The 20,048-nt window shown below is 71.9% G+C and carries 17 protein-coding genes; 7 read left to right on the forward strand and 10 right to left on the reverse strand.

The genetic code is table 11. The features are described from left to right. The first annotated feature begins 20 nt into the window (after nucleotides 1–20). From glyA to FLX08_RS36605, 7 genes are all read left to right on the forward strand, one after another. Nucleotides 21–1,286, forward strand: coding sequence for a serine hydroxymethyltransferase (gene glyA, locus FLX08_RS36580; protein ID WP_142624862.1), 1,266 nt, complete (start codon nucleotides 21–23; stop codon nucleotides 1,284–1,286). After that, nucleotides 1,283–2,515: a sarcosine oxidase subunit beta family protein gene (locus tag FLX08_RS36585; RefSeq protein ID WP_142624847.1), complete on the forward strand. Its 1,233-nt coding sequence runs from the start codon at nucleotides 1,283–1,285 to the stop codon at nucleotides 2,513–2,515. Before glyA ends, FLX08_RS36585 begins: the two co-directional genes overlap by 4 nt. 17 nt (nucleotides 2,516–2,532) lie before the next feature. Then, the gene (locus FLX08_RS41710) at nucleotides 2,533–2,811 is read left to right on the forward strand and encodes a sarcosine oxidase subunit delta (protein ID WP_208761896.1); all 279 of its coding nucleotides are present in this window, start codon (nucleotides 2,533–2,535) and stop codon (nucleotides 2,809–2,811) included. 17 nt (nucleotides 2,812–2,828) lie between these two features. Beyond that, nucleotides 2,829–5,672: a 2Fe-2S iron-sulfur cluster-binding protein gene (locus FLX08_RS36590; RefSeq protein ID WP_208761899.1), complete on the forward strand. Its 2,844-nt coding sequence runs from the start codon at nucleotides 2,829–2,831 to the stop codon at nucleotides 5,670–5,672. Beyond that, a complete protein-coding gene (locus FLX08_RS36595; protein ID WP_142624848.1) occupies nucleotides 5,665–6,291 on the forward strand; it encodes a sarcosine oxidase subunit gamma in 627 nt (208 codons plus the stop codon). The genes FLX08_RS36590 and FLX08_RS36595 overlap by 8 nt, the downstream gene beginning before the upstream one ends. A 131-nt stretch (nucleotides 6,292–6,422) precedes the next feature. Next, nucleotides 6,423–6,848, forward strand: a complete 426-nt coding sequence (gene panD / locus FLX08_RS36600) for an aspartate 1-decarboxylase (RefSeq protein ID WP_142624849.1) — start codon at nucleotides 6,423–6,425, stop codon at nucleotides 6,846–6,848. A gap of 1 nt (nucleotide 6,849) precedes the next feature. Then, nucleotides 6,850–7,149, forward strand: a complete 300-nt coding sequence (locus tag FLX08_RS36605; protein WP_142624850.1) for a DUF6247 family protein — start codon at nucleotides 6,850–6,852, stop codon at nucleotides 7,147–7,149. 71 nt (nucleotides 7,150–7,220) lie between these two features. Here FLX08_RS36605 and FLX08_RS36610 read toward each other — a convergent pair whose 3' ends face one another. The 10 genes from FLX08_RS36610 to FLX08_RS36655 all read right to left on the reverse strand — a co-directional run bounded on the left by FLX08_RS36610 (nucleotide 7,221) and on the right by FLX08_RS36655 (nucleotide 19,323). Continuing rightward, entirely contained in the window at nucleotides 7,221–7,982 is a 762-nt protein-coding gene (locus tag FLX08_RS36610) for a ribonuclease HII (protein ID WP_142624851.1), read from the reverse strand. 195 nt (nucleotides 7,983–8,177) lie between these two features. After that, nucleotides 8,178–9,680 carry a cellulose binding domain-containing protein gene (locus FLX08_RS36615; protein WP_142624852.1) on the reverse strand — a complete coding sequence of 501 codons (1,503 nt, stop codon included), beginning with the start codon at nucleotides 9,678–9,680 and terminating at the stop codon, nucleotides 8,178–8,180. A gap of 63 nt (nucleotides 9,681–9,743) precedes the next feature. Continuing rightward, nucleotides 9,744–12,440, reverse strand: a complete 2,697-nt coding sequence (locus tag FLX08_RS36620; protein ID WP_142624853.1) for a glycoside hydrolase family 9 protein — start codon at nucleotides 12,438–12,440, stop codon at nucleotides 9,744–9,746. Nucleotides 12,441–12,453: 13 nt separating this feature from the next. Beyond that, nucleotides 12,454–14,913: a glycoside hydrolase family 9 protein gene (locus FLX08_RS36625; protein WP_142624854.1), complete on the reverse strand. Its 2,460-nt coding sequence runs from the start codon at nucleotides 14,911–14,913 to the stop codon at nucleotides 12,454–12,456. A 353-nt stretch (nucleotides 14,914–15,266) separates the two neighbouring features. Beyond that, complete coding sequence (locus tag FLX08_RS36630) at nucleotides 15,267–15,776, reverse strand: hypothetical protein (RefSeq protein WP_142624855.1); 510 nt, start codon at nucleotides 15,774–15,776, stop codon at nucleotides 15,267–15,269. Continuing rightward, nucleotides 15,773–16,309 carry an RNA polymerase sigma factor gene (locus tag FLX08_RS36635; RefSeq protein ID WP_142624856.1) on the reverse strand — a complete coding sequence of 179 codons (537 nt, stop codon included), beginning with the start codon at nucleotides 16,307–16,309 and terminating at the stop codon, nucleotides 15,773–15,775. The genes FLX08_RS36630 and FLX08_RS36635 overlap by 4 nt, the downstream gene beginning before the upstream one ends. 158 nt (nucleotides 16,310–16,467) lie before the next feature. Next, nucleotides 16,468–16,917 carry a DoxX family protein gene (locus tag FLX08_RS36640; protein ID WP_142624857.1) on the reverse strand — a complete coding sequence of 150 codons (450 nt, stop codon included), beginning with the start codon at nucleotides 16,915–16,917 and terminating at the stop codon, nucleotides 16,468–16,470. Between the two features lie 556 nt (nucleotides 16,918–17,473). Beyond that, a complete protein-coding gene (locus tag FLX08_RS36645; protein WP_167530718.1) occupies nucleotides 17,474–18,370 on the reverse strand; it encodes a LysR family transcriptional regulator in 897 nt (298 codons plus the stop codon). Nucleotides 18,371–18,387: 17 nt separating this feature from the next. Continuing rightward, nucleotides 18,388–18,825, reverse strand: a complete 438-nt coding sequence (locus tag FLX08_RS36650; RefSeq protein ID WP_142624859.1) for an ester cyclase — start codon at nucleotides 18,823–18,825, stop codon at nucleotides 18,388–18,390. A gap of 87 nt (nucleotides 18,826–18,912) precedes the next feature. Next, entirely contained in the window at nucleotides 18,913–19,323 is a 411-nt protein-coding gene (locus FLX08_RS36655; protein WP_167530719.1) for an HNH endonuclease signature motif containing protein, read from the reverse strand. Nucleotides 19,324–20,048 lie beyond the last annotated feature (725 nt).

Consider the following 20,048-nt stretch of genomic DNA (forward strand, 5'->3'; position numbering starts at 1 on the left):
CTGAAGTGAACGATTCGGTGATGGACGCGCCGCTCGCCGAGACCGACCCCGAGGTCGCGGCGGCGATCGGTGAGGAGACGCGCCGCCAGCGGACCACGCTGGAGATGATCGCCTCGGAGAACTTCGCGCCCGTCTCGGTGATGCAGGCGCAGGGCTCGGTGCTCACCAACAAGTACGCCGAGGGCTACCCGGGCAGGCGCTACTACGGCGGCTGCGAGAACGTCGACGTGATCGAGCAGATGGCGATCGACCGGGTGAAGGCGCTGTTCGGCGCCGAGGCGGCCAATGTGCAGCCCCACTCGGGGGCGCAGGCCAACGCCGCGGCCATGTCCGCGCTGCTCGAACCGGGCGACACGATCCTCGGTCTCGACCTCGCCCACGGCGGCCACCTCACCCACGGCATGCGGATCAACTTCTCCGGCCGGCTCTACAACGTGGTGGCCTATCACGTGCGCGAGAGCGACAGCCTCGTGGACATGGACGAGGTCGAGCGGCTCGCCCGCGAGCACCGGCCCAAGCTGATCATCGCGGGGTGGTCGGCCTACCCGCGCCACCTCGACTTCGCCGCCTTCCGGCGGATCGCCGACGAGGTCGGGGCCTACCTGATGGTCGACATGGCGCACTTCGCCGGGCTGGTCGCGGCGGGGCTGCACCCGTCGCCGGTCCCGCACGCGCACGTCGTCACCACGACCACCCACAAGACGCTCGGCGGCCCGCGCGGCGGGGTGATCCTCTCCACCGAGGACCTGGCCAAGAAGATCAACTCGTCGGTGTTCCCCGGCCAGCAGGGCGGCCCGCTGGAGCACGTCATCGCGGCCAAGGCCGTCGCGTTCAAGATCGCGGCGGGCGAGTGGTTCCGCGACCGGCAGCGCCGCACGCTGGAGGGCGCGCAGATCCTCGCGAACCGCCTGCTCGCCCCCGACGCCGCCGAGGCGGGCGTACGGGTGCTGTCCGGCGGGACGGACGTCCACCTGGTGCTGGTCGACCTGCGCGAGTCGGAGCTGGACGGCCGCCAGGCAGAGGACCGGCTGCACGAGGCCGGGATCACGGTCAACCGCAACGCGGTGCCGTTCGACCCCCGGCCCCCGATGGTCACCTCGGGACTGCGGATCGGCACCCCGGCCCTGGCCACCCGGGGCTTCGCCCGCGCCGAGTTCGAGGAGGTCTCCGACGTGATCGCCCAGGCGCTGCGCCCCGGCGCGGACCTGACGGCGCTGCGCACCCGGGTCGAGGCCCTCGCCGCCAAGCACCCGCTCTACCCCGGCCTGAACGGAGAGACTCAGTGACTCTGAGGACGCCGGGCGCCGACCTGCCCGACCACCCCGACCGCCTGTGGCGCCCGGCGGAGCCCAAGCGCGCGTACGACGTGGTGATCGTCGGCGGTGGCGGGCACGGCCTGGCGACGGCGTACTACCTGGCCAAGAACCACGGCATCACGAACGTCGCCGTGCTGGAGCGCGGCTGGCTCGCGGGCGGCAACATGGCCCGCAACACCACGATCATCCGGTCCAACTACCTGTGGGACGAGAGCGTGGGCATCTACGAGCACGCGCTGAAGCTGTGGGAGGGGCTGGAGGAGGACCTCGGCTATCCGCTGCTGTTCAGCCAGCGCGGCGTGCTCAACCTCGCGCACAGCCTGCAGGACGTACGCGACAGCGTGCGCCGGGTCAACGCCAACCGGCTCAACGGCGTGGACGCCGAGTGGCTGACGCCGGAGCAGGTCAAGGAGGTCTGCCCGATCGTCGACATCTCGCCCCACGTGCGCTATCCGGTGCTCGGCGGCACCTATCAGCCCCGGGCCGGCATCGCCAAGCACGACTACGTCGCGTGGGGCTTCGCCAAGGCGGCGGCCGACCTCGGGGTCGACATGATCGAGCACTGCGAGGTGACCGGCCTCGACGTGCGCGACGGCCGGGTGACCGGCGTCCAGACCACCCGCGGCCCGATCGCCGCCAAGAAGGTCGCGCTCGCCGCCGCCGGGCACTCCTCGGTCGTCGCCGGGTATGCCGGGGTGTCGCTGCCGCTGCAGAGCCACCCGCTGCAGGCGCTGGTGTCGGAGCTGCTCGAACCGGTGCACCCGACCGTGGTCATGTCCAACGCGGTGCACGTCTACGTGAGCCAGGCGCACAAGGGCGAGCTGGTCATGGGCGCGGGCATCGACGCCGCCAACTCCTACCGGCAGCGCGGCGCGTTCCACATCATCGAGCGGCAGATGTCGGCGGCGCTGGAGCTGTTCCCGGTCTTCGCCCGGGCGCACGTGCTGCGGACCTGGGGCGGCGTGGTCGACGTGACCCCCGACGCCTCGCCGATCGTCGGCCTCACCCCCGTCGAGGACCTGTACGTCAACTGCGGCTGGGGCACCGGAGGGTTCAAGGCCACCCCGGGCGTCGGCTGGTGCTATGCCCACACTGTGGCCACCGGCGAGCCCCACCCGCTCAACGCCCCCTTCTCGCTCGACCGGTTCACGACCGGCAAGCTCGTCGACGAGCACGGCGCCGCCGCCGTCGCGCATTAACACCGGAGACAGACAGAATGCTGCTGATTCCCTGCCCGTGGTGCGGGCCGCGGGACGAGGCCGAGTTCCACTACGGGGGGCAGGCCCATGTCGCCTATCCGGAGAACCCGGCCGCCCTCTCCGACGAGGAGTGGGCCCGCTACCTGTTCTTCCGCGACAACCCCAAGGGCCTGTTCGCGGAGCGGTGGAGCCACACGGCCGGGTGCCGCCGCTGGTTCAACGCCGTACGCGACACCGCCACCAACGAGATCCACGCCGTCTACCGCGTGGGCGAGCCGCGGCCGGTGACGGCATGAGCGAGCGGAGCGAGCCGATGAGCGGGGCTCAGCCGTACCGTCGCGAGGGGGCGACGGGCAAGACGTTGCGCTTCCGGTTCGACGGCCGCGACTACGAGGGCCTGGAGGGCGACACGCTGGCCTCGGCGCTGCTGGCCAACGGCGTGCGCGCGGTGGCGAGCAGCATCAAGCTCGGCCGCCCGCGCGGCGTCTACGCCGCGGGCTGCGAGGAGCCGAACGCGCTCGTCCAGATCGAGGAGCCCTTCCCCGAGCCGATGCTCACCGCCACGACCGTCGAGCTGTGCGACGGCCTGGTCGCCACGGGCCTGCCGGGACAGGGCAGGCTCGCCGACCGGCCCGACCCGGCGCGTTACGACGCCGTGCACGCCCACTGCGACGTGCTCGTGGTCGGCGCTGGACCGGCCGGCATCGCCGCCGCGAGTGTGGCCGCGCGGGCCGGTGCGCGGGTGATCCTCGCCGACGAGCGGCCCGAGCCGGGCGGCAGCCTGCTCGGCACGACCGAGACGCTCGACGGCGGGCCGGGCCGCGACTGGGCGGCCCGGGAGGTCGCAGCGCTGGCCGCCCTGCCGGACGTGCGGGTGCTGCGCCGCACCACGGTCGTCGGTCACTACGACGACAACTACGTCATCGCGGTGGAGCGCCGGACGAACCACCTGGGCGCGGCGGCCCCCGCCGACGTGGCGCGCGAGCGCGTCTGGCGCATCCGGGCCAGGCGCGTGGTGCTGGCGACCGGCGGCCACGAGCGGTTCGTCGCCTTCGCCGGGAACGACCTGCCCGGCGTGATGCTGGCGGGCGCGGCCCGCACCTACGCGAACCACTACCGGGTGCTTCCGGGGTCGCGGGCGGTCGTGTTCACCACCAACGACAGCGCGTACGCCGCTGCGCTCGACCTCGCCGACGCCGGCGTCGAGATCGCCGCGATCGCCGACGTACGGCAGGCTCCGGGCGAGGCGTGGGCGGCCCGCTGCGCCGGGCGCGGTATCGAACTGCTGACCGGTCACGTGGTCACCGCCGCCAGGGGCGAGGGCGAGGTCTCCTCGGTCGAAGTCTCCCGGCGAGAGGGGGGAGAGGCCCGCGAGATCGCGGCCGACCTGCTGCTCGTGTCCGGCGGCTGGACGCCGGTGGTGCACCTGTTCAGCCAGGCCGGGGGCACGCTGCGGTACGACGAGGAGCTGGGCGCGTTCACGCCCGGCGAGACCCGCCAGGCGGTGGAGGCCGCCGGGTTCGCGAGGGGTGTCGGGGGCACTGGCGCCCGCACGCTGCGGGCCTGCCTGGAAGACGGCGCCGAGGCCGGCCGCCGCGCGCTGGCCGCCGCCGGCTTCGCCGTACCGGCCGGGATCGCTCTGCCGTCCGCAGGGGAGGAACCGGCCGCCGCGCCCGCCGAGCACCTGTGGCTTGTGGAAAGCGACGACTACGACGCCCACTTCGTGGACCTGCAGCGCGACGTCACCGTGGCGGAGGTGCTGCGCGCGACGGGCGCCGGGCTCACCTCGGTCGAGCACGTCAAGCGCTACACCACGGCGGGCACGGCCCACGACCAGGGCAAGACGTCCGGCCTGCTGACCAGCGGCGTCGTGGCGCACGCGCTCGGCGTGGACGTTTCCGAGCTGGGGACCACGACGTTCCGCGCGCCGTACACGCCGGTCTCGTTCGCCGCGCTGGCGGGCCGCGACCGGGGGCACCTGCACGACCCGGTGCGCGTCACCGCGATGCACGAGTGGCACGTCGCGCGCGGTGCGCTGTTCGAGAACGTCGGCCAGTGGAAGCGGCCCTGGTACTACCCGCGGGCGGGTGAGGACATGGAGTCCGCCGTGCTGCGCGAGTGCCGGGCGGCCCGCGAGGACGTGGCCGCGATGGACGCCTCCACGCTCGGAAAGATCGACGTGGTCGGCCCCGACGCCGCGGTGCTCCTCGACCGGCTCTACACGAACATGATGAGCACGCTCAAGGTCGGCTCCATCCGCTACGGCGTGATGTGCCGCCCCGACGGCATGGTCTTCGACGACGGCACCGTCATCCGCCTGGCGGACGACCGCTTCCTCGTCACCACGACCACGGGCAACGCGGCGGCGGTGCTCGACTGGATGGAGGAGTGGCTGCAGACCGAGTGGCCGGACCTGCGGGTGCACTGCACGTCGGTCACCGAGCAGTGGGCGACCGTGGCGCTCGTCGGGCCGCGCTCCCGCGAGGTGCTGGCGCGGCTCGCGCCCGGCCTGGCGGTGGACAACGACAGCTTCCCGTTCATGACCTGGCGGGACGCCGAGGTCGCCGGGATCGAGGCGCGCGTGTGCCGGATCAGCTTCTCCGGCGAGCTGGCCTACGAGATCAACGTGTCCTCCTGGTTCGGGCTCGCCCTGTGGGAGGCGGTCATGGCGTCCGGCGAGGTCACGCCGTACGGCACCGAGACCATGCACGTGCTGCGCGCCGAGAAGGGGTTCCCCATCGTCGGCCAGGACACCGACGGCACGGTCACCCCGCAGGACCTCGGCATGGAGTGGATCGTCTCGAAGAAGAAGGCCGACTTCGTCGGCAAGCGGTCCTTCGCCCGGGCGGACACCTCCCGGCCCGACCGCAAGCACCTGGTCGGCCTGCTGCCCGAGGACCCCGGCGTGCTGCTGCCCGAGGGCGCCCACCTCGTGGAGACCTCGGCGCTGCCCGAGCCGCCGGTGCCGACGCTCGGCTTCGTCACCTCCAGCTATCGCAGCGCCGCGCTGGGCCGTACGTTCGCGCTGGCGCTGGTGAGCGGCGGGCGCGAGCGGATCGGCGAGCGGCTGTACGCGCCGGTCGGGGCGGACCTGGTGCCCGTCACCGTGACCTCCCACGTTCTGTACGACCCGGAAGGAGCGCGCCGCGATGGCTGACTCGACGGTGGCTGTGTCGATGGCTGTGCCGATAGCTGGGCGCAGGAGTCCGGCCGCGGCGTACGCGGCCAGGTTCGAGGCGGCGAGCGCGGGCGGCGGCCTGCGCCTGGCCGAGATCCCGTTCCTGACCCAGGTCAACCTCCGGGTGGACCCCAAGAGCCCGGCGGCGGAGCGGATCGGGACCGCGATCGGCGTGCCGCTGCCGGTGGAGCCCGGCACCGTCGCGGGCGGCGGGGACCTTGAGGCGCTCTGGCTCGGGCCGGACGAGTGGGTGCTCCTCGCCCCGGACGGCGCCGCCCCCGGCCTGGTGGCGCGTCTCACCGAGGCGGCCGGCGGCGAGCACGTCTCGGTCGTCGACGTGTCGGCCCAGCGCACCACCCTGGTGGTCGCCGGGGACCGGGCGCGGGACGTGCTGGCCCACGGCTGCACGCTGGACCTGCACCCCCGGGTGTTCGGCCCGGGCCGGTGCGCCCAGACCACGCTGGCCAGGGCGGGAGTCGTCCTGGTCGCCGGTGAGGACGGCTTCCGCCTGCTGGTCCGCTCGTCCTTCGCGGGGTACGTCGCGGAGTGGCTGCTCGACGCGTCGGTCGAATACGCCGGGCCCGCCGCCGGGGCCTGACACAGGCGCAGGAACGGCCCGGCCACGGCGGCAGCGGTCGCCGTAGCCGGGCCGCGGTCCTGCCGGTCGGGCGTGTGACATAGCATCGAGGGCGCTCATAAGGAGGGCAGTCCGCACCCCGGTGGGAGACCATGTTCCGCACGCTGATGAAGTCGAAGATCCACCGCGCGACCGTCACGCAGGCCGACCTGCACTACGTCGGCTCGGTGACGATCGACGCGGACCTGATGGCCGAGGCCGACCTCGTCGAGGGTGAGAAGGTCGACATCGTCGACATCGACAACGGCAACCGCCTGTCCACCTACGTGATCGAGGGCCCGGCGGGCTCCGGCGTCATCGGCATCAACGGCGCCGCCGCCCGGCTCATCTCGGTCGGCGACCTCGTGATCATCATCGCGTACGCGCTGGTCGCCGAGGAGGAGGTCAAGGCGCTCAAGCCTCGCGTCGTCTTCGTCGACAAGGACAACAAGCCGCTGCACGTCGGCTCCGACCCCGCCGCCGTCCCCGACGGCATGGGCCTCACCCCCGGCGACGTCGCCCCACCCCCCACATCCTGACATGACCGCTCAGCCTGTGGATCCCGTAGGGCGCCACGATCCGGGTGAGGACCCGTCCGCGATCTTCGAGGCGCTTCCGCCGTCCCACCGCGCCTCGTTCCGGGCGGAGTATGACGAGGCTTTGGACGCCGCACACGACTTGGCCCGCTTCAATCAGGTGCAGGCGCTGTTGCGTCAGTGGCGGCTACGTGCGATCGCTTACGCGCGCCCGGGTTACGAGGAGGCCGTCCAGGACGCGTTCCAGGATCGTACGGAGATGTTCACGCGCTACACCCCGCCGGAGTGGGAAGGCCGGGTCTGAGCTGCAAGTTCGATGGCTTTCACGGCCGCGCCTTGTATGGGCTGTGCCGTGACCGGCCCGCTGCCGGGGTGTCAGAGGAGGGTCATCTGGCCGGAACCGGCGAGGGGATCGCGGTGCTTGCGCAGGTGCCGCCACTGGGGAAGGTCGTCTAGGTACGACCACGAGAGCCGGTGGTGCGGGGTCGGCCCCGTCTCCGCCAGCGCCTGCTGATGGACGGGGGAGGGGTAGCCCGCGTTGGCGGCGAAGCCGTACGCCGGGTGCTCCTCGCCGATCTCCGCCATCAAGCGGTCGCGGTGCACCTTGGCCAGGACCGACGCCGCGGCCACCGACACCGAACGCTGGTCGGCCTTGACCTCGCACCGCACCCGCCACGGCCGGCCGAGGAAGTCGTGCGCGCCGTCGAGGAGCACCAGGTCGGGCCGCAGCGGCAGGGACTCCAGCGCCCGGCACGCGGCCCGGCGCAGTGCCTCGGTCATGCCGACCTCGTCGATCTCCTCCGGCTCGGCCGCGCCGTACGCGTGACAGGTGAGCCAATCCGGCAGGACCTCGGCGAACGCCTCCCGCTGGGCCGGGCCGAGCAGCTTGGAGTCGGTCAGCTTGATCGTGCGCTCCCCGCGTCCGGGCAGCTCGGGCGGCGGGCCGAAGGCCGTGACGGCCGCGCAGACCACCACCGGGCCCGCCCACGCACCGCGGCCGACCTCGTCCACACCAGCGATGTGGACCGCACCGGCGGCACGCAGCTCGTCCTCGATCTCGTATCCGGCCACCCGCCTCGGCGGCATGGGAAGCGCGGAGTCGGCGCCCGGTTCAAGCCCGGGCAGAGCGTCGGTCATCCCCGTATCTTCCCAGTCCCCGGCGGCCATGTCGGCCTCTACGCGGGACTCAGCCGGAGTCGCTGATCTCGTAGATGTCGAGCTGCCACGGCAGGTGCGCGCGCACCGGCTCCCATCGCCTCAGGTCTCGATGGCGGGCACGCCGGTCGCCGCCCGGCGCGTCCGCGGGGGGACGGCCGGGCCGCTCGGGGCGTCTCAGGAGCAGGTGGCGCCGTTGAGGGTGAAGGCGGCGGGCGAGGGGTTCTCGCCGGAGTGGGCGCCGTTGAAGCCGAGATACAGCGACTGTCCCGGCTTGATCGTCTTGTTCCATTCGTAGTTCTCTGCCGTGACGGCGGCTGCGGACTGGGTCCAGACGGCCGACCATCCGTTGGTGACCCGCTGGGAGGCGAGCGGGAAGCCGAAGCCGAGCTTCCATCCCGAGATGGCGGTGGTGCCGGTGTTGGTGATCGTGACGCTGGCGGTGAACCCGCCGCCCCAGGTGGTGGCCGTGTACGCCACCGTGCAGGCGATGCCGGACGACGGGGACGGCGACGGGCTGGGCGAGGACGTTTCGCCGGGCTGCGCGACGGCCGTGTACGGCGCCGAGGGGTAGCTCAGGTTGCCGGCGGCGTCGCGGGCGACGACCTGGAAGGTGTAGGGCTTGCCTCCTTCGAGGCCCGAGACGATGTCGCGGGGGGTGCCGTTCTCGCCCTCGTAGGCGTAGCCGTGGCCGGTCCGCCGGAAGAGGTCATACTTGGGCGGCACGCCGCTGTCGTCGCTGACGGTGTTCCAGGCGAGGAAGACGCCGTTGGGTATGGGCATCCCGGTCACGGACGTCAGCCCGGTCGGGGTGCCGGGCGGTGTGGTGTCCGTTCCGGTTCCGGGGCTCGGGCCGGCGACGGGCGGCTCGACCATGGCCCGCTGGCGGGCCAGGTCGGAGGGCGCGCTGAGGTTGCCGGCGGCGTCCTTCGCCACGACGTAGAACAGGTAGTCGCGTCCGGGAGTGAGGTCGCCCACGATCGCGAGGACCTTGTCGCCGGCCTGTTCGGAGATCTGGGCCGGCACCTTGCCGAAGGCGCCGTCGATCCAGGCGTACACCTCGTAGCCGGAGACCGCCACGTCGTCCGTCGAGCGGGTCCACGTGAGGCCGGCCGCTCCGTTGATGTAGACGCTGTACGGCCCCAGCCCCTCGGGACGCGTCGGCGGGGTCCGGTCGATCGGCGTCGGGCTGGGCGGGGGACTGGACGGCGGCACGCCGGTGAGGTAGTTCGCGCTCGCCGTGACCTCGTTGGACGGCGGGCCCGCGTTCCCCGCGGCGTCCCTGGCGATCACCCGGAACGTGTACGACTGCCCCAGGGTGAGGCCGCTGACGATGGAACCCGTGCCGGTCGTGGTGCGGATGGTGGTGAAGGCGCCGTCCTGCTTCACCTGGACGTCGTAGCCGGTGACGCCGACGTCGTCGGTCGCGGCGCCCCAGCACAGCGACACGCCGATGCCGAGACCCGATCCGGGGGCCGCGGGCAGCGGGCAGTGGAACAGCGCTCCCGGAGCGCCGGGCGGGGTGGTGTCCCCGGCGGCCGCGAAGGCCGGCGAGAAGGTCGCCGCGGCGAGGGCGAGGCCGGCCCCCAGGAGACCGGTCCCCAGGAGACCGGCAGCCAGAAGACCGGCCCCGAGACCGGCTCGTACGGCTCCGGCTTTGGGGAGTCCTCGGACGGACATGGAAGTCACCTCTCTGTGAGAGTGGTCCGGCGCACCAGGGTGCGCCGGACCACGAGTGGGGGATCACGAGCAGGTGGTGCCGTTGAGGGTGAAGGCGGTGGGCTTGGGGTTCGATCCGGTGTAGGTGCCCTGGAAGCCGATCTCGACGGACTGACCGGCGTTGATGGTCCTGTTCCAGTCGAGGTTGGCGGCGGTGACGTTCGCGCCGCTCTGCGTCCAGGTGGCCGACCAGCCGGGCGGGCTGATCTTCTGGTTGCCGGAGAAGGCGAACTTCAAGGTCCAGCCGTTGATCGCCGTGGTGCCCGTGTTGGCGATCGTGACGGTCGCGGTGAACCCGCTGCCCCAGTCGTTCGTCGCGTACGTCACCTTGCAGCCGCCGCCGGGGGACGGGGACGGGCTGGGAGACGCGGTGGGCAGGCCCGACTGGGCGGTGGCGGTGAGTGTGTTCGAGGGTTCGCTGGTGTTGCCGGCGGCGTCCCTGGCCACCACGTAGAACGTGTAGCTCGTGCCGGCGACCAGCCCCTCCGCGACGTAGAGGGTCCTGGTCGTCGAACCGATCTTGGTGAAGCCGGTGCCTTGCCTCATGTAGACGTCATAGCCGGTGACCCCGGTGTCGTCGGTCGAGGCCGTCCAGCACATCGGGACGGCGTTGACGAAGTCCGCTCCGCAGACCCACAGCCCGGTGGGCGCGCTCGGCGGCGTGGTGTCCACGGAAGGCGACGGCGTAGCCGACGGCGAGGCCGACGGTGACGGCGAGGGAGAGGGAGAGGGAGACGGCGAGGGCGACGGGCTGGGCGTGCCGCCGGGCGGCGTGCCCCACACCAGCGTGTTCCCGTCGTACACCGGCACGTGCGACGCCGCCGACGCCGACCAGTCGTTGGACGGGTCCCAGGTCGCGCCGTTCGGCACCGAGATCCGCAGTTGCGTGCCGCGCTTGTAGAGCTGGGCGTCGCCGGGATAGATGGGCCTGCCCGTGCAGTCGACCTCGGCGTAGTAGGTGCGGTCCTGTGCGAGCGTCGGCCCGCTCACGGCGCAGCCGTTGCTGTCTCCGCCGGTCACCTTCACCTGGGAGGCGGAGGTGGAGCCGTCGAGCGTGAAGTAGTAGCGCGCCTTGCCCGACTGGAGGACGCGCGGCGGCCAGTTCGACGTGTTGGTGATGGTGACGGTCATCGAGGTGCCGTCCACACCGGTGTAGACGTTGCCGGTCTCGGCGCGGATCTCGTCGTACTTCTCCTCCGGCGCGGGGAAGTTCGCCACCGGCGTCCCGCCGTACTCCTTGGCGAACCGCGCGAGCACGTTGGTGATGCCGGAGTTGTAGTCGATGGCCACCTCGTTGCGGACGTAGTCCGTGCGGCTGTCGGTGTAGGCGTCGGTCTGGTCCGGGCCGCCGGCGAGCGCGCCGTACAGGACGTGCAGGTTCGGGCCGGTGGTGTCGCTCATGTAGCCGAGATACTGGCCGCTGGCCGCCCGGTGGTGGACGTGGGTCGGCGGGTTGGTCCCGAATCCGACCATGTAGCTGGAGTGGCGGGGATTGTCCCCGAGGGCGTAGTCGACCTGCCGCTTGGCGAAGTCGTGATAGCGGGCGTAGAGCGGGTCGTCGGGCCCGAGGTGGTCGGCGTAGACGAGGGCCACCCAGGCGGTGTTCAGCGCCATGCGCAGCGACGCCCAGTTGAAGATGTACGCCAGGCCGCCGGGGGTGACCGGTCCCTTCTTGCCCTTGTATCCGGCCGTCCAGTAGTCGAGGTAGCGCTGGACGTCGTCCTTGTACTGCTGCTCGCCCGTCAGGGTGGCCATCAGCGCGTAGACGCCGTATTCCTTGTCGTTCCAGCCGAGGCCGAAGGTGTAGGCGGGCACCGTGGTCCCGCCCGCGCCCTGGCCCACGTCGGGCTCGCCGCCCATCTTCGGGTAGAAGTCGCGGGCCTTGTCGAGATAGCTCCCGGTGCCGGTGGCCCGGTAGAGCCAAACGGCCGCCCAGGCCAACTCGTCCCAGTACATCTTGGTCGCGCCCGGGTGGTCGGCGCCGCCCTCCCAGGTCGAGTTGTAGTAGCCGGAGATGCCCGGCACACAACTCGTGTACGCCGTGTCCTGGCCGTTGGTGCCCTTGGTGGTGTCCGCGAACGTGAACAGCTGCCTGGCGTGGGTGAGCAGCGTGTCGGCGTACGCCGGGTCGGCGGGCCGGAAGGCCATCGAGGAGGCCGCCATGGCCGCCGCCGTCTCGGCGACGACGTCGGTGCCCTTGCACGTCGGCGTGATCTTGTAGACCGGCCGCGCCATGCCCTTGATGTCGATCACCTCGGGCGGGCCCCAGTAGGCGTGGTCGACGCTGCCGTCGCCCACCTGGACGTACAGCGTCTCCGGCTCCGGATGGGCGGCGATCAGATAGTCGGTGGCCCACTTGAGGTTGTTCAGCATGGGCGTGAGCTGGGTGCCGTAGCCGGTGCGGTTCTCGACCAGGCCCCAGGCCAGCATCGTGGTCGTGAACGCCATCGGGAAGCCGAACTTGACGTGGTCGCCCGCGTCGTACCAGCCGCCGGACAGGTCGACCCCGGCGGCCTTCCCGTCGTTCAGCGTGCGGTCGCCGCGCCACTCCACGCGGCTCCAATCGGGCTTCCTGCCCGACTGCTGCGCCTCGTAGAAGTAGATCGACTTCTGCAGGGCCTCGGTGTAGTTGTACGAGCTCGCCGCAAGGGCGGGCGCCGGGCCCGGGACGAGCAGGGCGGCCAGCATGGCGGCCACCCCGCCCAGGGACAGGAGTCTCATGGATGGCCTCGTCTCAGGAGCAGGTGATGCCGTTGACGGTGAACACGGCCGGGCTGGGGTTGGATCCGGTGTAGGTGCCCTGGAAGCCGATCTGGATCGACTGGCCGGGGTTGATGGTCCTGTTCCAGTCGAGGTTGGCGGCGGTCACGGCGGCGCCGTTCTGGGTCCAGGTGGCCGACCAGCCCTGGGTGATCCGCGGGTTGCCGGGGAAGGTGAACCTCAGGGTCCAGCCGTCGAGCACGGTGGTGCCGATGTTGGTGATCGTGACGGTCGCGGTGAACCCGCCGCCCCAGTCGTTGGTCGTGTACGACACCTTGCACGCGCCCCCGGCCGAGGGGGACGGCGACGGGCTGGGCGACGGGCTGGGCGAGGGGGACGGCGACCGGCTGGGCGAGGTGGACGGGCTGGGTGACGGGGACGCCGAGGGCGACGCCGACGGAGACGCGGACGGCGACGGGGACGGCGAGGCAGACGGCGACGGGCCCGGGGAGGGTTCGACGCCGGGCGCCGTGCCCCAGATGACGCGGCCGTCGTTGCCGTACAGGGTCATGTGGTCCGCGCCCTTGGCCGACCAGTCGTTGGACGGGTCCCACGTCGCGCCGTCGGCCACCCCGATGCGGAGCTGCACCTCGCGGCGATACTCCGACTGCCCACCGGGGAAGATGAGCGTGCCGGTGCAGTCGACCTCGGCGTAGTAGGTGCGGCCCTCCAGCAGGTGCGGCCCCGTGGGCTGCTTGCACTGGGTGTAGGACGTGCTCACCGTGACCTGGCTCGCCGTCGTCGAGCCGTCCAGGGTGAAGTAGTAGCGGAACTTCGCCTTGTCGAGCACGGTCGCCGGCCAGGCCGACTTGTTGATGACGAACGTTTTGGCCGCCGTCTCCCGGCTCGAGTGGGTGATGGCCGGCTCCAGGGAGAACTCCGGGCCGTCGGGCGTCTCGGTGGGCAGCGTGGCCAGGGGCGTGCCGCCGTACTCGCCGTAGAGGACGGCGAGCGAGCTGGTGATGCCGGAGTTGAAGTCGAGCGCGACCTCGTTCTTCACGTAGTCGCCGCGGCTGTCGGTGTAGGCGTCGGCGCCGTCCGGGCCGCCGACCAGCGCGCCGTACAGGATGTGCCTGCTGACGGCGGGCTCGCCGTCGGGGCCGGCGTTGGTCCAGGCGCCGTGCGCGCCGCGGTGGTGCGGGTTGCGCGGCGGGTTGGTCCCGAAGCCGATCATGTAGCTGGAGTGGCGCGGGTTGTCGCCCAGGGCGTAGTCGACCTGCCGCTTGCCGAAGTCGTGGTAGCGCGCGTAGAGCGGGTCGCCCGAGCCGAGGAAGTCGGCGTACTTCAGGGCGACGAAGGCCGTGTTGGCGGCCATGCGCAGCGAGGCCCAGTAGAAGATGTACGCGAGGCCGCCGGGCGTGATCGTGCCCTTCTTGCCCTTGTATCCGACCGTCCAGTAGTCGAGGTAGCGCTGGACGTCGTCCTTGTACTTCTGCTCGCCGGTCAGCTCGGCCATCTGCTCGTAGACGGCGTACTGCTTGTCGTTCCAGCCGAAGCCGAAGTTGAAGACCGGCACCTGCTGCCCGTTGCCGCCCGGGTCCTCCTGGGTGCCCATCTTCGGGTAGAACTCACGCGCCCGGTCGAGGTAGCTCGTGGTGCCGGTGGCCCGGTAGAGCCAGACCGAGGCCCAGGCCAGCTCGTCCCAGTACATCTTCGTGGCGCCCTCGACCTGCCCGCCCTCGCCGGTGGAGTTGTAGAACCCCTGGGCGGCGCCGACGCAGTTCACGTACGCCGTGTCGCGGCCGTTCGTGCCCTTGGTGGTGTCGGCGAACGTGAACAGCTGCTTGGCGTGGGTGAGTAGCGTGTCGGAGTACGCCGGGTCGGTCGGCCGGAAGACGACCGACGACGCGGCCATCGCGGCGGCGGTCTCGGCGGCGACGTCGGTGCCCGGGCACGACGCGGTGATCTTGTAGACCGGCCGCTTGTGGCCCTTGGCCTCGACGGTCTCGGGCGCGCCCCAGTAGGAGTGGTCCTCGCCGCCGTCGCCGACCTGCACGTACAGCACGTTCGGCTCGGGATGGGCGTTGATGAAGTAGTCGTCCGCCTGCCGGAGCGTGTTCAGCAGGTAGGGCAGCTGGCCCGAGCGTTCATAGGCCGCCCGGTAGTCCGCGCCGCCCCAGGCCAGCGTGGTGGTCATGGCCGCCATCGGGAAGCCGAACTTCACGTGGTCGCCCGCGTCGTAGAAGCCGCCGGACAGGTCCACCCCGGCCGGCTTGCCGTCGTTGACGGTCGCGTCGGCCCGCCAGGTCACCCGGTTGGTGGACGGGAGGTGCCCCGACTCCTGCGCCTCGTAGAAGAGGAACGACTTCTGCAGCGCCTCGCCGTAGTTGAAGGAGGCGGCCGCAACGGGGGTGGAAGTCGAGGTGACGGCCAGCAGGGCGCCGGCCAGTGCGGTCGCCGTGCTCGCGCTCAGCAGCCGTCGCGGTAGTCGCATCACGTGCCCCTCGGAAAGGACGACGGGCCGGCCCCGCCGTGCGGGGCCGCCCCGGAAACGGGCGGGACGATCTCGGGAGAGCTCCCGCCCGGATGGTGCGTACGCGAAGTGGCGCGATCCAAGCACGCTCCGGTCACGGAGTGATATGTCCAGTTCAGGAGGGTCGCGGCAGGTCGCTGAGCTGAAACTTTCAGCCCGGCGCCACGCTCACAGCAGCAGCATGAGCACACCCACGAGGAGGATCGCGGCGACGACGAGGGTCACCACGAGCAACGCGGTGCTGCCGAACCGGCGGCGGATGAGCTTCGGATTGTGTGCCATGGAAAGCGCCTTTCGCTCGTCTTGTTTGCGGGTCAGTTCTCGGACGGGTGCGTGCGGGGCGGGGACGGATGCGCCCGCGCGAGTTCCCGGGCCCGGCGCAGCAGCGCCGCCCGGCGGGCATGGGCGCGTACGGCCAGCACCAGAGCGGTCGCCACGAACAGCCCTCCGGCCGCCAGCACCGGGGCGAGGCCGGTGCCGCGCCGCACCGCCAGCACGGCGAGGGCGGCGGTGGTGACCAGCGAGGCGGCCAGGGCGATCCACGCGGCGATCACCCGGTCGGCGGCGAACAGCGGCACCCGGCGCATGAGAAGCCATCCGCCGTAACCCGCCCAGGCCAGGCAGACGGCGGTGAGGAGGGCGAACATCGCCTGCGTACGGCCGGGCAGCGGGCCGGGCTCGCCTCCCCACAGGGCGGCCATGAACACCGTGCCGGACAGCCCGGTCAGCAGCGCCGTCACCGCGCGGATGCGCCTGGCGCGGGACAGCGCGGGTTCGAGTCGCTCGATCAGCTCCCGCGCCGACAGCCGCGGCTCCTCGGTCATGGCCGGTATCCCTTCTCCTCCAGATGCGCGCGCAACAGGCGACGGGCGCGGTTGAGCCGCGACTTGACCGTCCCGGCGGGGATCTCGCAGATCTGCGCGCAGTCCTCCACCGAGAGGTCCTGCAGGTAGAACAGGACGAGGATCTCCCGTTCCGGCATGGGCAGACCCGACAGGAGGCTCACCAGCTCGGCGCGGTCCACCGCGGCGTCCACGGGGTCGTCGACGATCACGTCGTCGGCCGCCAGGGCCTCGTGCGCGTGCTCGTGTTCCCTGGCGTACTGGCCGCGCAGGCGGTCGGTGACCGACCGGCGCGCGATGGTGAACAGCCAGGGCGCGAACCGGGCGGGCTCCCGCAACCGGGGAAGGCCGCGGATCACGGCCAGCCAGATCTCCTGGGTGACGTCGTCGGCCCGCTCGGCGTCCAGCATGCGCCGCACGTACGTCCACACGGGCATCCGCCAGCGGGCCACCAGCTCGGCCAGCGCCGCGCGCTCGCCCAACTGGGCGCGCACCACCAGCAGCTCGTCGGTCATCTCGTCCTCCCGTCCTATTGCACAGTCGGACGAGAGGCCGAGCAGGTTCACGCGGTCGCGGCCGGACGCCTGTGTGACGTCCGGCCGCGAGTGTTCACGCACGGGTCGTGGCGGACCCGGCGCGTCGAGTTCGCCCTACGGGCGGTGGCGCGATGCGGCTACGCCTGGGCCTGCGCCGGTGCGGGCGCGTACGTCTCGGCCTCCTGGTGCCGCACGCGGTGGATCAGCGTGTCCAGCGCCCAGACGCCGGGCCCGAAGATCACGATGAGGAAGAACGACCAGCAGAACATCGCCGCCGCCTCGCCGCCGTTCTGGATCGGGAACAGGCCCTGCGGTGCGTGCACGGTGAAATACGCGTACGCCATCGAGCCGGAGCACAGCAGCGCGCTGACGCGGGTGAGCAGCCCGGCGAGGACGAGCGTCCCGAAGACCAGCTGGATGGCCGCCGCCCACCAGCCCGGCCACGTGCCGAACGCCAGGGCGTGACCGGTGCCGCGGTTGCCGCCCAGCACGCCGAAGATCGTCGCCGCGCCGTGGCAGACGAACAGCAGTCCCGTCACGATGCGGAAAAGCGAGAGGACTGGTCCCCTGAACTGGTCCGTTTTCATCTGATCACCTTCTTGTCGTGTCGGCCGTACGGGCCGCGCCGTATGCGCGCGGACGTGATCCGGCCGGCCGACGGGAACACGCCGGAAAACCGGGACCCCGGCGAAAGAGAAACGGGAAAATCCGGCCACCGCCTATTCGTGGTCATGGCGAAGTAAATAGGCCGGTATTTCCTGCGTTCCGTGGCTCACATTGTCGGCGGATTGGACGTCCGGCGGCGCGAAGCCGCGCGGTTGTGCGAGCAAAGGACCAAGAACCGCTGGTCAAAGGCCGAATAAGCAGCGTCGTCGCTGACGGCTTCGGCGGTTCGCCCGTGGGCCACGTGGCCGCACCACGCTTATTCGACGGCGAATACGCGCTGGGCGGCGTAGTCCCAAGAATGCTGACGGGGATGCCACAGGTCAAGAGTTCAAGTAATCCTCTGTCAGGAAGCTGCGACAGCATGTGGTCGAATCCACGACGCCACGCCGGTCACCTGCCGGTTCTCAGGGCACGCGGACGGCCCGGCCGCGAGAGGCGGCATGAAACTTTCTCGCGTCCGCCGGGAACCCGCCGGCGCTACCTCGTCCAGAGGCACTCCTGCGCCGTGCGCACGAGTGCCATCAACCCGGCCGACAGCCGTTCGCCCCGCCAGGCGAGCGCGTACGTCAGGCGCAGGTCGCCCGCGTCCAGGGGGACGAAGGCGACGTCCTCCCTGCGGACGGAGGTCACGACCAGGGAAGGAGTGGGCAGCAGGCCGACGCCCGCCGCGACGAGGTCGAGCGCGGCGGCGAAGTCGTCGATCTCGTCGGCCACCACGTGCTGCCGGTGCGGCCCGATCCGGGCGGCGAGCCGCGCCCACATCCCGCCGGGCGGGCGTTTGCGCGGCAGCAGGACGCGGTGGCGCGCGAGCCGTTCGGGCTGCAGGCGGGGCAGGCCGGCGAGCGGGTCCCCGGCCGGCACGGCCAGATGCCCGACGGGCACGTGGAAACGGGCGGCGGTGGTCAGCTCCCGGGGGAAGGGAGCGGCGAGGATGGCCGCGGTCACCTCGCCGGCGGCGAGGGCGGCCAGGGCGGCGGCCCGGCCGGCCGGGCACAGCTCCACCTCGGCCGGGGGATCATGGCGTGCCATCCGGCGGGCGATCCGCGCCGCGAGGCCGCCGGCCGGCGGGGGATAGGCCAGGCGGACGGCGGCGCCCTCCGGCGCGGCGAGCCGTCTCGCCTCGGCCGAGAAGGCGTCGGCCGACTCCAGCAGCGCCTCGGCGTACGGCAGCAGCGCCTTGCCGGCCGGCGACAGGTGGACCTCCCGGCTGGTCCGCTCGAACAGGCGGACCCCGAGCGCGCGTTCGAGACGGCCGACGGCCTGGCTCGCGGCAGGCTGGGAGACGCCCAGCTCGGCGGCGGCGCGGGAGAAGCTGAGGTGCCGGGCGACCAGGGCGAAGCAGCCGATGTCGCGCAGCGGCGGGCCGGAGTCCACGCTCCAGTATGGGGAGATCAGGCGGTCCTGCGCAGACGCAGGTGGCAGCCCGTCTGACGGTAGAACGCCATCTGGTCGTAGTAGATCCGCCCGCTGGCGAACACGCCGTCGTCGCCCATCGTGTAGGCGGCCGCCGCCGGGAGGACCACGCGGCGGCCGCTGCCCATGATCTCCGTGCCGCCCGGCAGCAGCAGCACCCCGGTGTGGGTGCCTTCGAAGGTCCACTCCGTGACGATGGTGTCGCCGAGGACGGCCCGCGCGGTGGTCTCGTTGTGCGTGTCGGGATACGCCGTGAAGAGCTGCCGGAAGTACCAGCCGACCTGCTCGTGCCCCTCCATCACGCCCGCGGGCGTGACGAACACGGCCCCCGGGCTGTAGCAGCGGAGCAGTCGCTCCTCGTCCTGGGAGCTGATCGCGTCGATGAGCGCGTCGAGCAGCACGTTGATCTCGGTCATGCGCCTCCCGTCCCCGTCTTGGAACTCCTACCCCCGGGAACGGGCGGCGACGCAATCCCACAGCGCGCCGGGGCGGGGCTCCCCGCCTCATTCCCGTAGTCGCCGGGCTGTTCCCAGGCGGTGGTAGGTGAAGGCCCAGCGGTCGGGGCCTTCTTTGCGGCGGGTGTAGCGCTCGGGGTGCTGGTAGCGGTCGCGGTTGTGGAACTGGCAGGCCGGGCCGAGCAGCTTCAGGTCGGTGAGCCCGCCGGTGCTCCAGTTGTCGGCGTGGTCGATCTGGCACATGGTCGCGGGCAGGGGGCAGCCGTCGATCCAGCAGGTGGCGTAGCGCGCGAACACGGCCCGTCGTTGGGCGGGGGTGGCCAGGCGGACTTTTCGGCCCATGTCGAGGACCTGCCCCTCGGCGTTCATGACGATCCGCACGAGGGTTGAGGTGCGGGCGAGGCGGTGCACGCTGGAGATGGGCAGTACCTGCCCGGTGGCCAGTAACAATCCCGGCACCCTCCCCAACGACGCCCCCAACGCTGGTCCCAGTGACGCCCCCAACGCCGTCCCCGGGAACGCCCCAGGCGGCGTGCCTGCCGACGCTTCCGGAGCTGCCCCCGGTGACGCACCCTGCGCCGCTCCTGGCGCCGCTCCCGGTGACGCACACTGCGCCGCTCCGCGCGTCCCTCGCCCGGCTCCCGGTGCTGTTCTCGATGCCCTCCCGGGTGGTGTCTCCGGCTCCGGTCCCGGCCCGCCGGGCGCCGTTGCCGATGCCCCCTGTGCTGTTCCCGGTGCCTGCGTCGCACGCGAGCACCGCGCCTCGCCGTCGCACCGGCACGTGCCCTGGCCATGCCGGCAGTCCCCCGCAGGCCGAGGCCCGGCGTGGGTGTGACGTGGGGAGGCGTCCTCGGGAGGAGAATCCGGCCACGCCGCCTGCGAAGGGACTGCGTGCGATGGCGGTGCAGCCGAAGGGGCTGTGTGCGAAGAGGTCGCGCCCGAAGACGCTGTGTCCGAAAGGGCCGTGTCCGAAGGAGCCATGTCCGAAGGGGTTGTGTGCGAATGCCGGCCACCGTCGGCAGGCCGTGCCGACGCGCGCCGCGTGGCGTGGGGTGCTCCAGACGGGGCCGCAGCACGGTCGCGGTCTCCGTCCTTGGCGGGGGCGCTCTCGTCGCACTCGGCAGAGCTCGTGCTCGCGGTGTCGTCGCCCTCGGCAGAGCTGGTGTTCACGGTCTCGTCGCCCT

Source organism: Microbispora hainanensis, assembly GCF_006874475.1.
Lineage (GTDB): Bacteria > Actinomycetota > Actinomycetes > Streptosporangiales > Streptosporangiaceae > Microbispora > Microbispora hainanensis.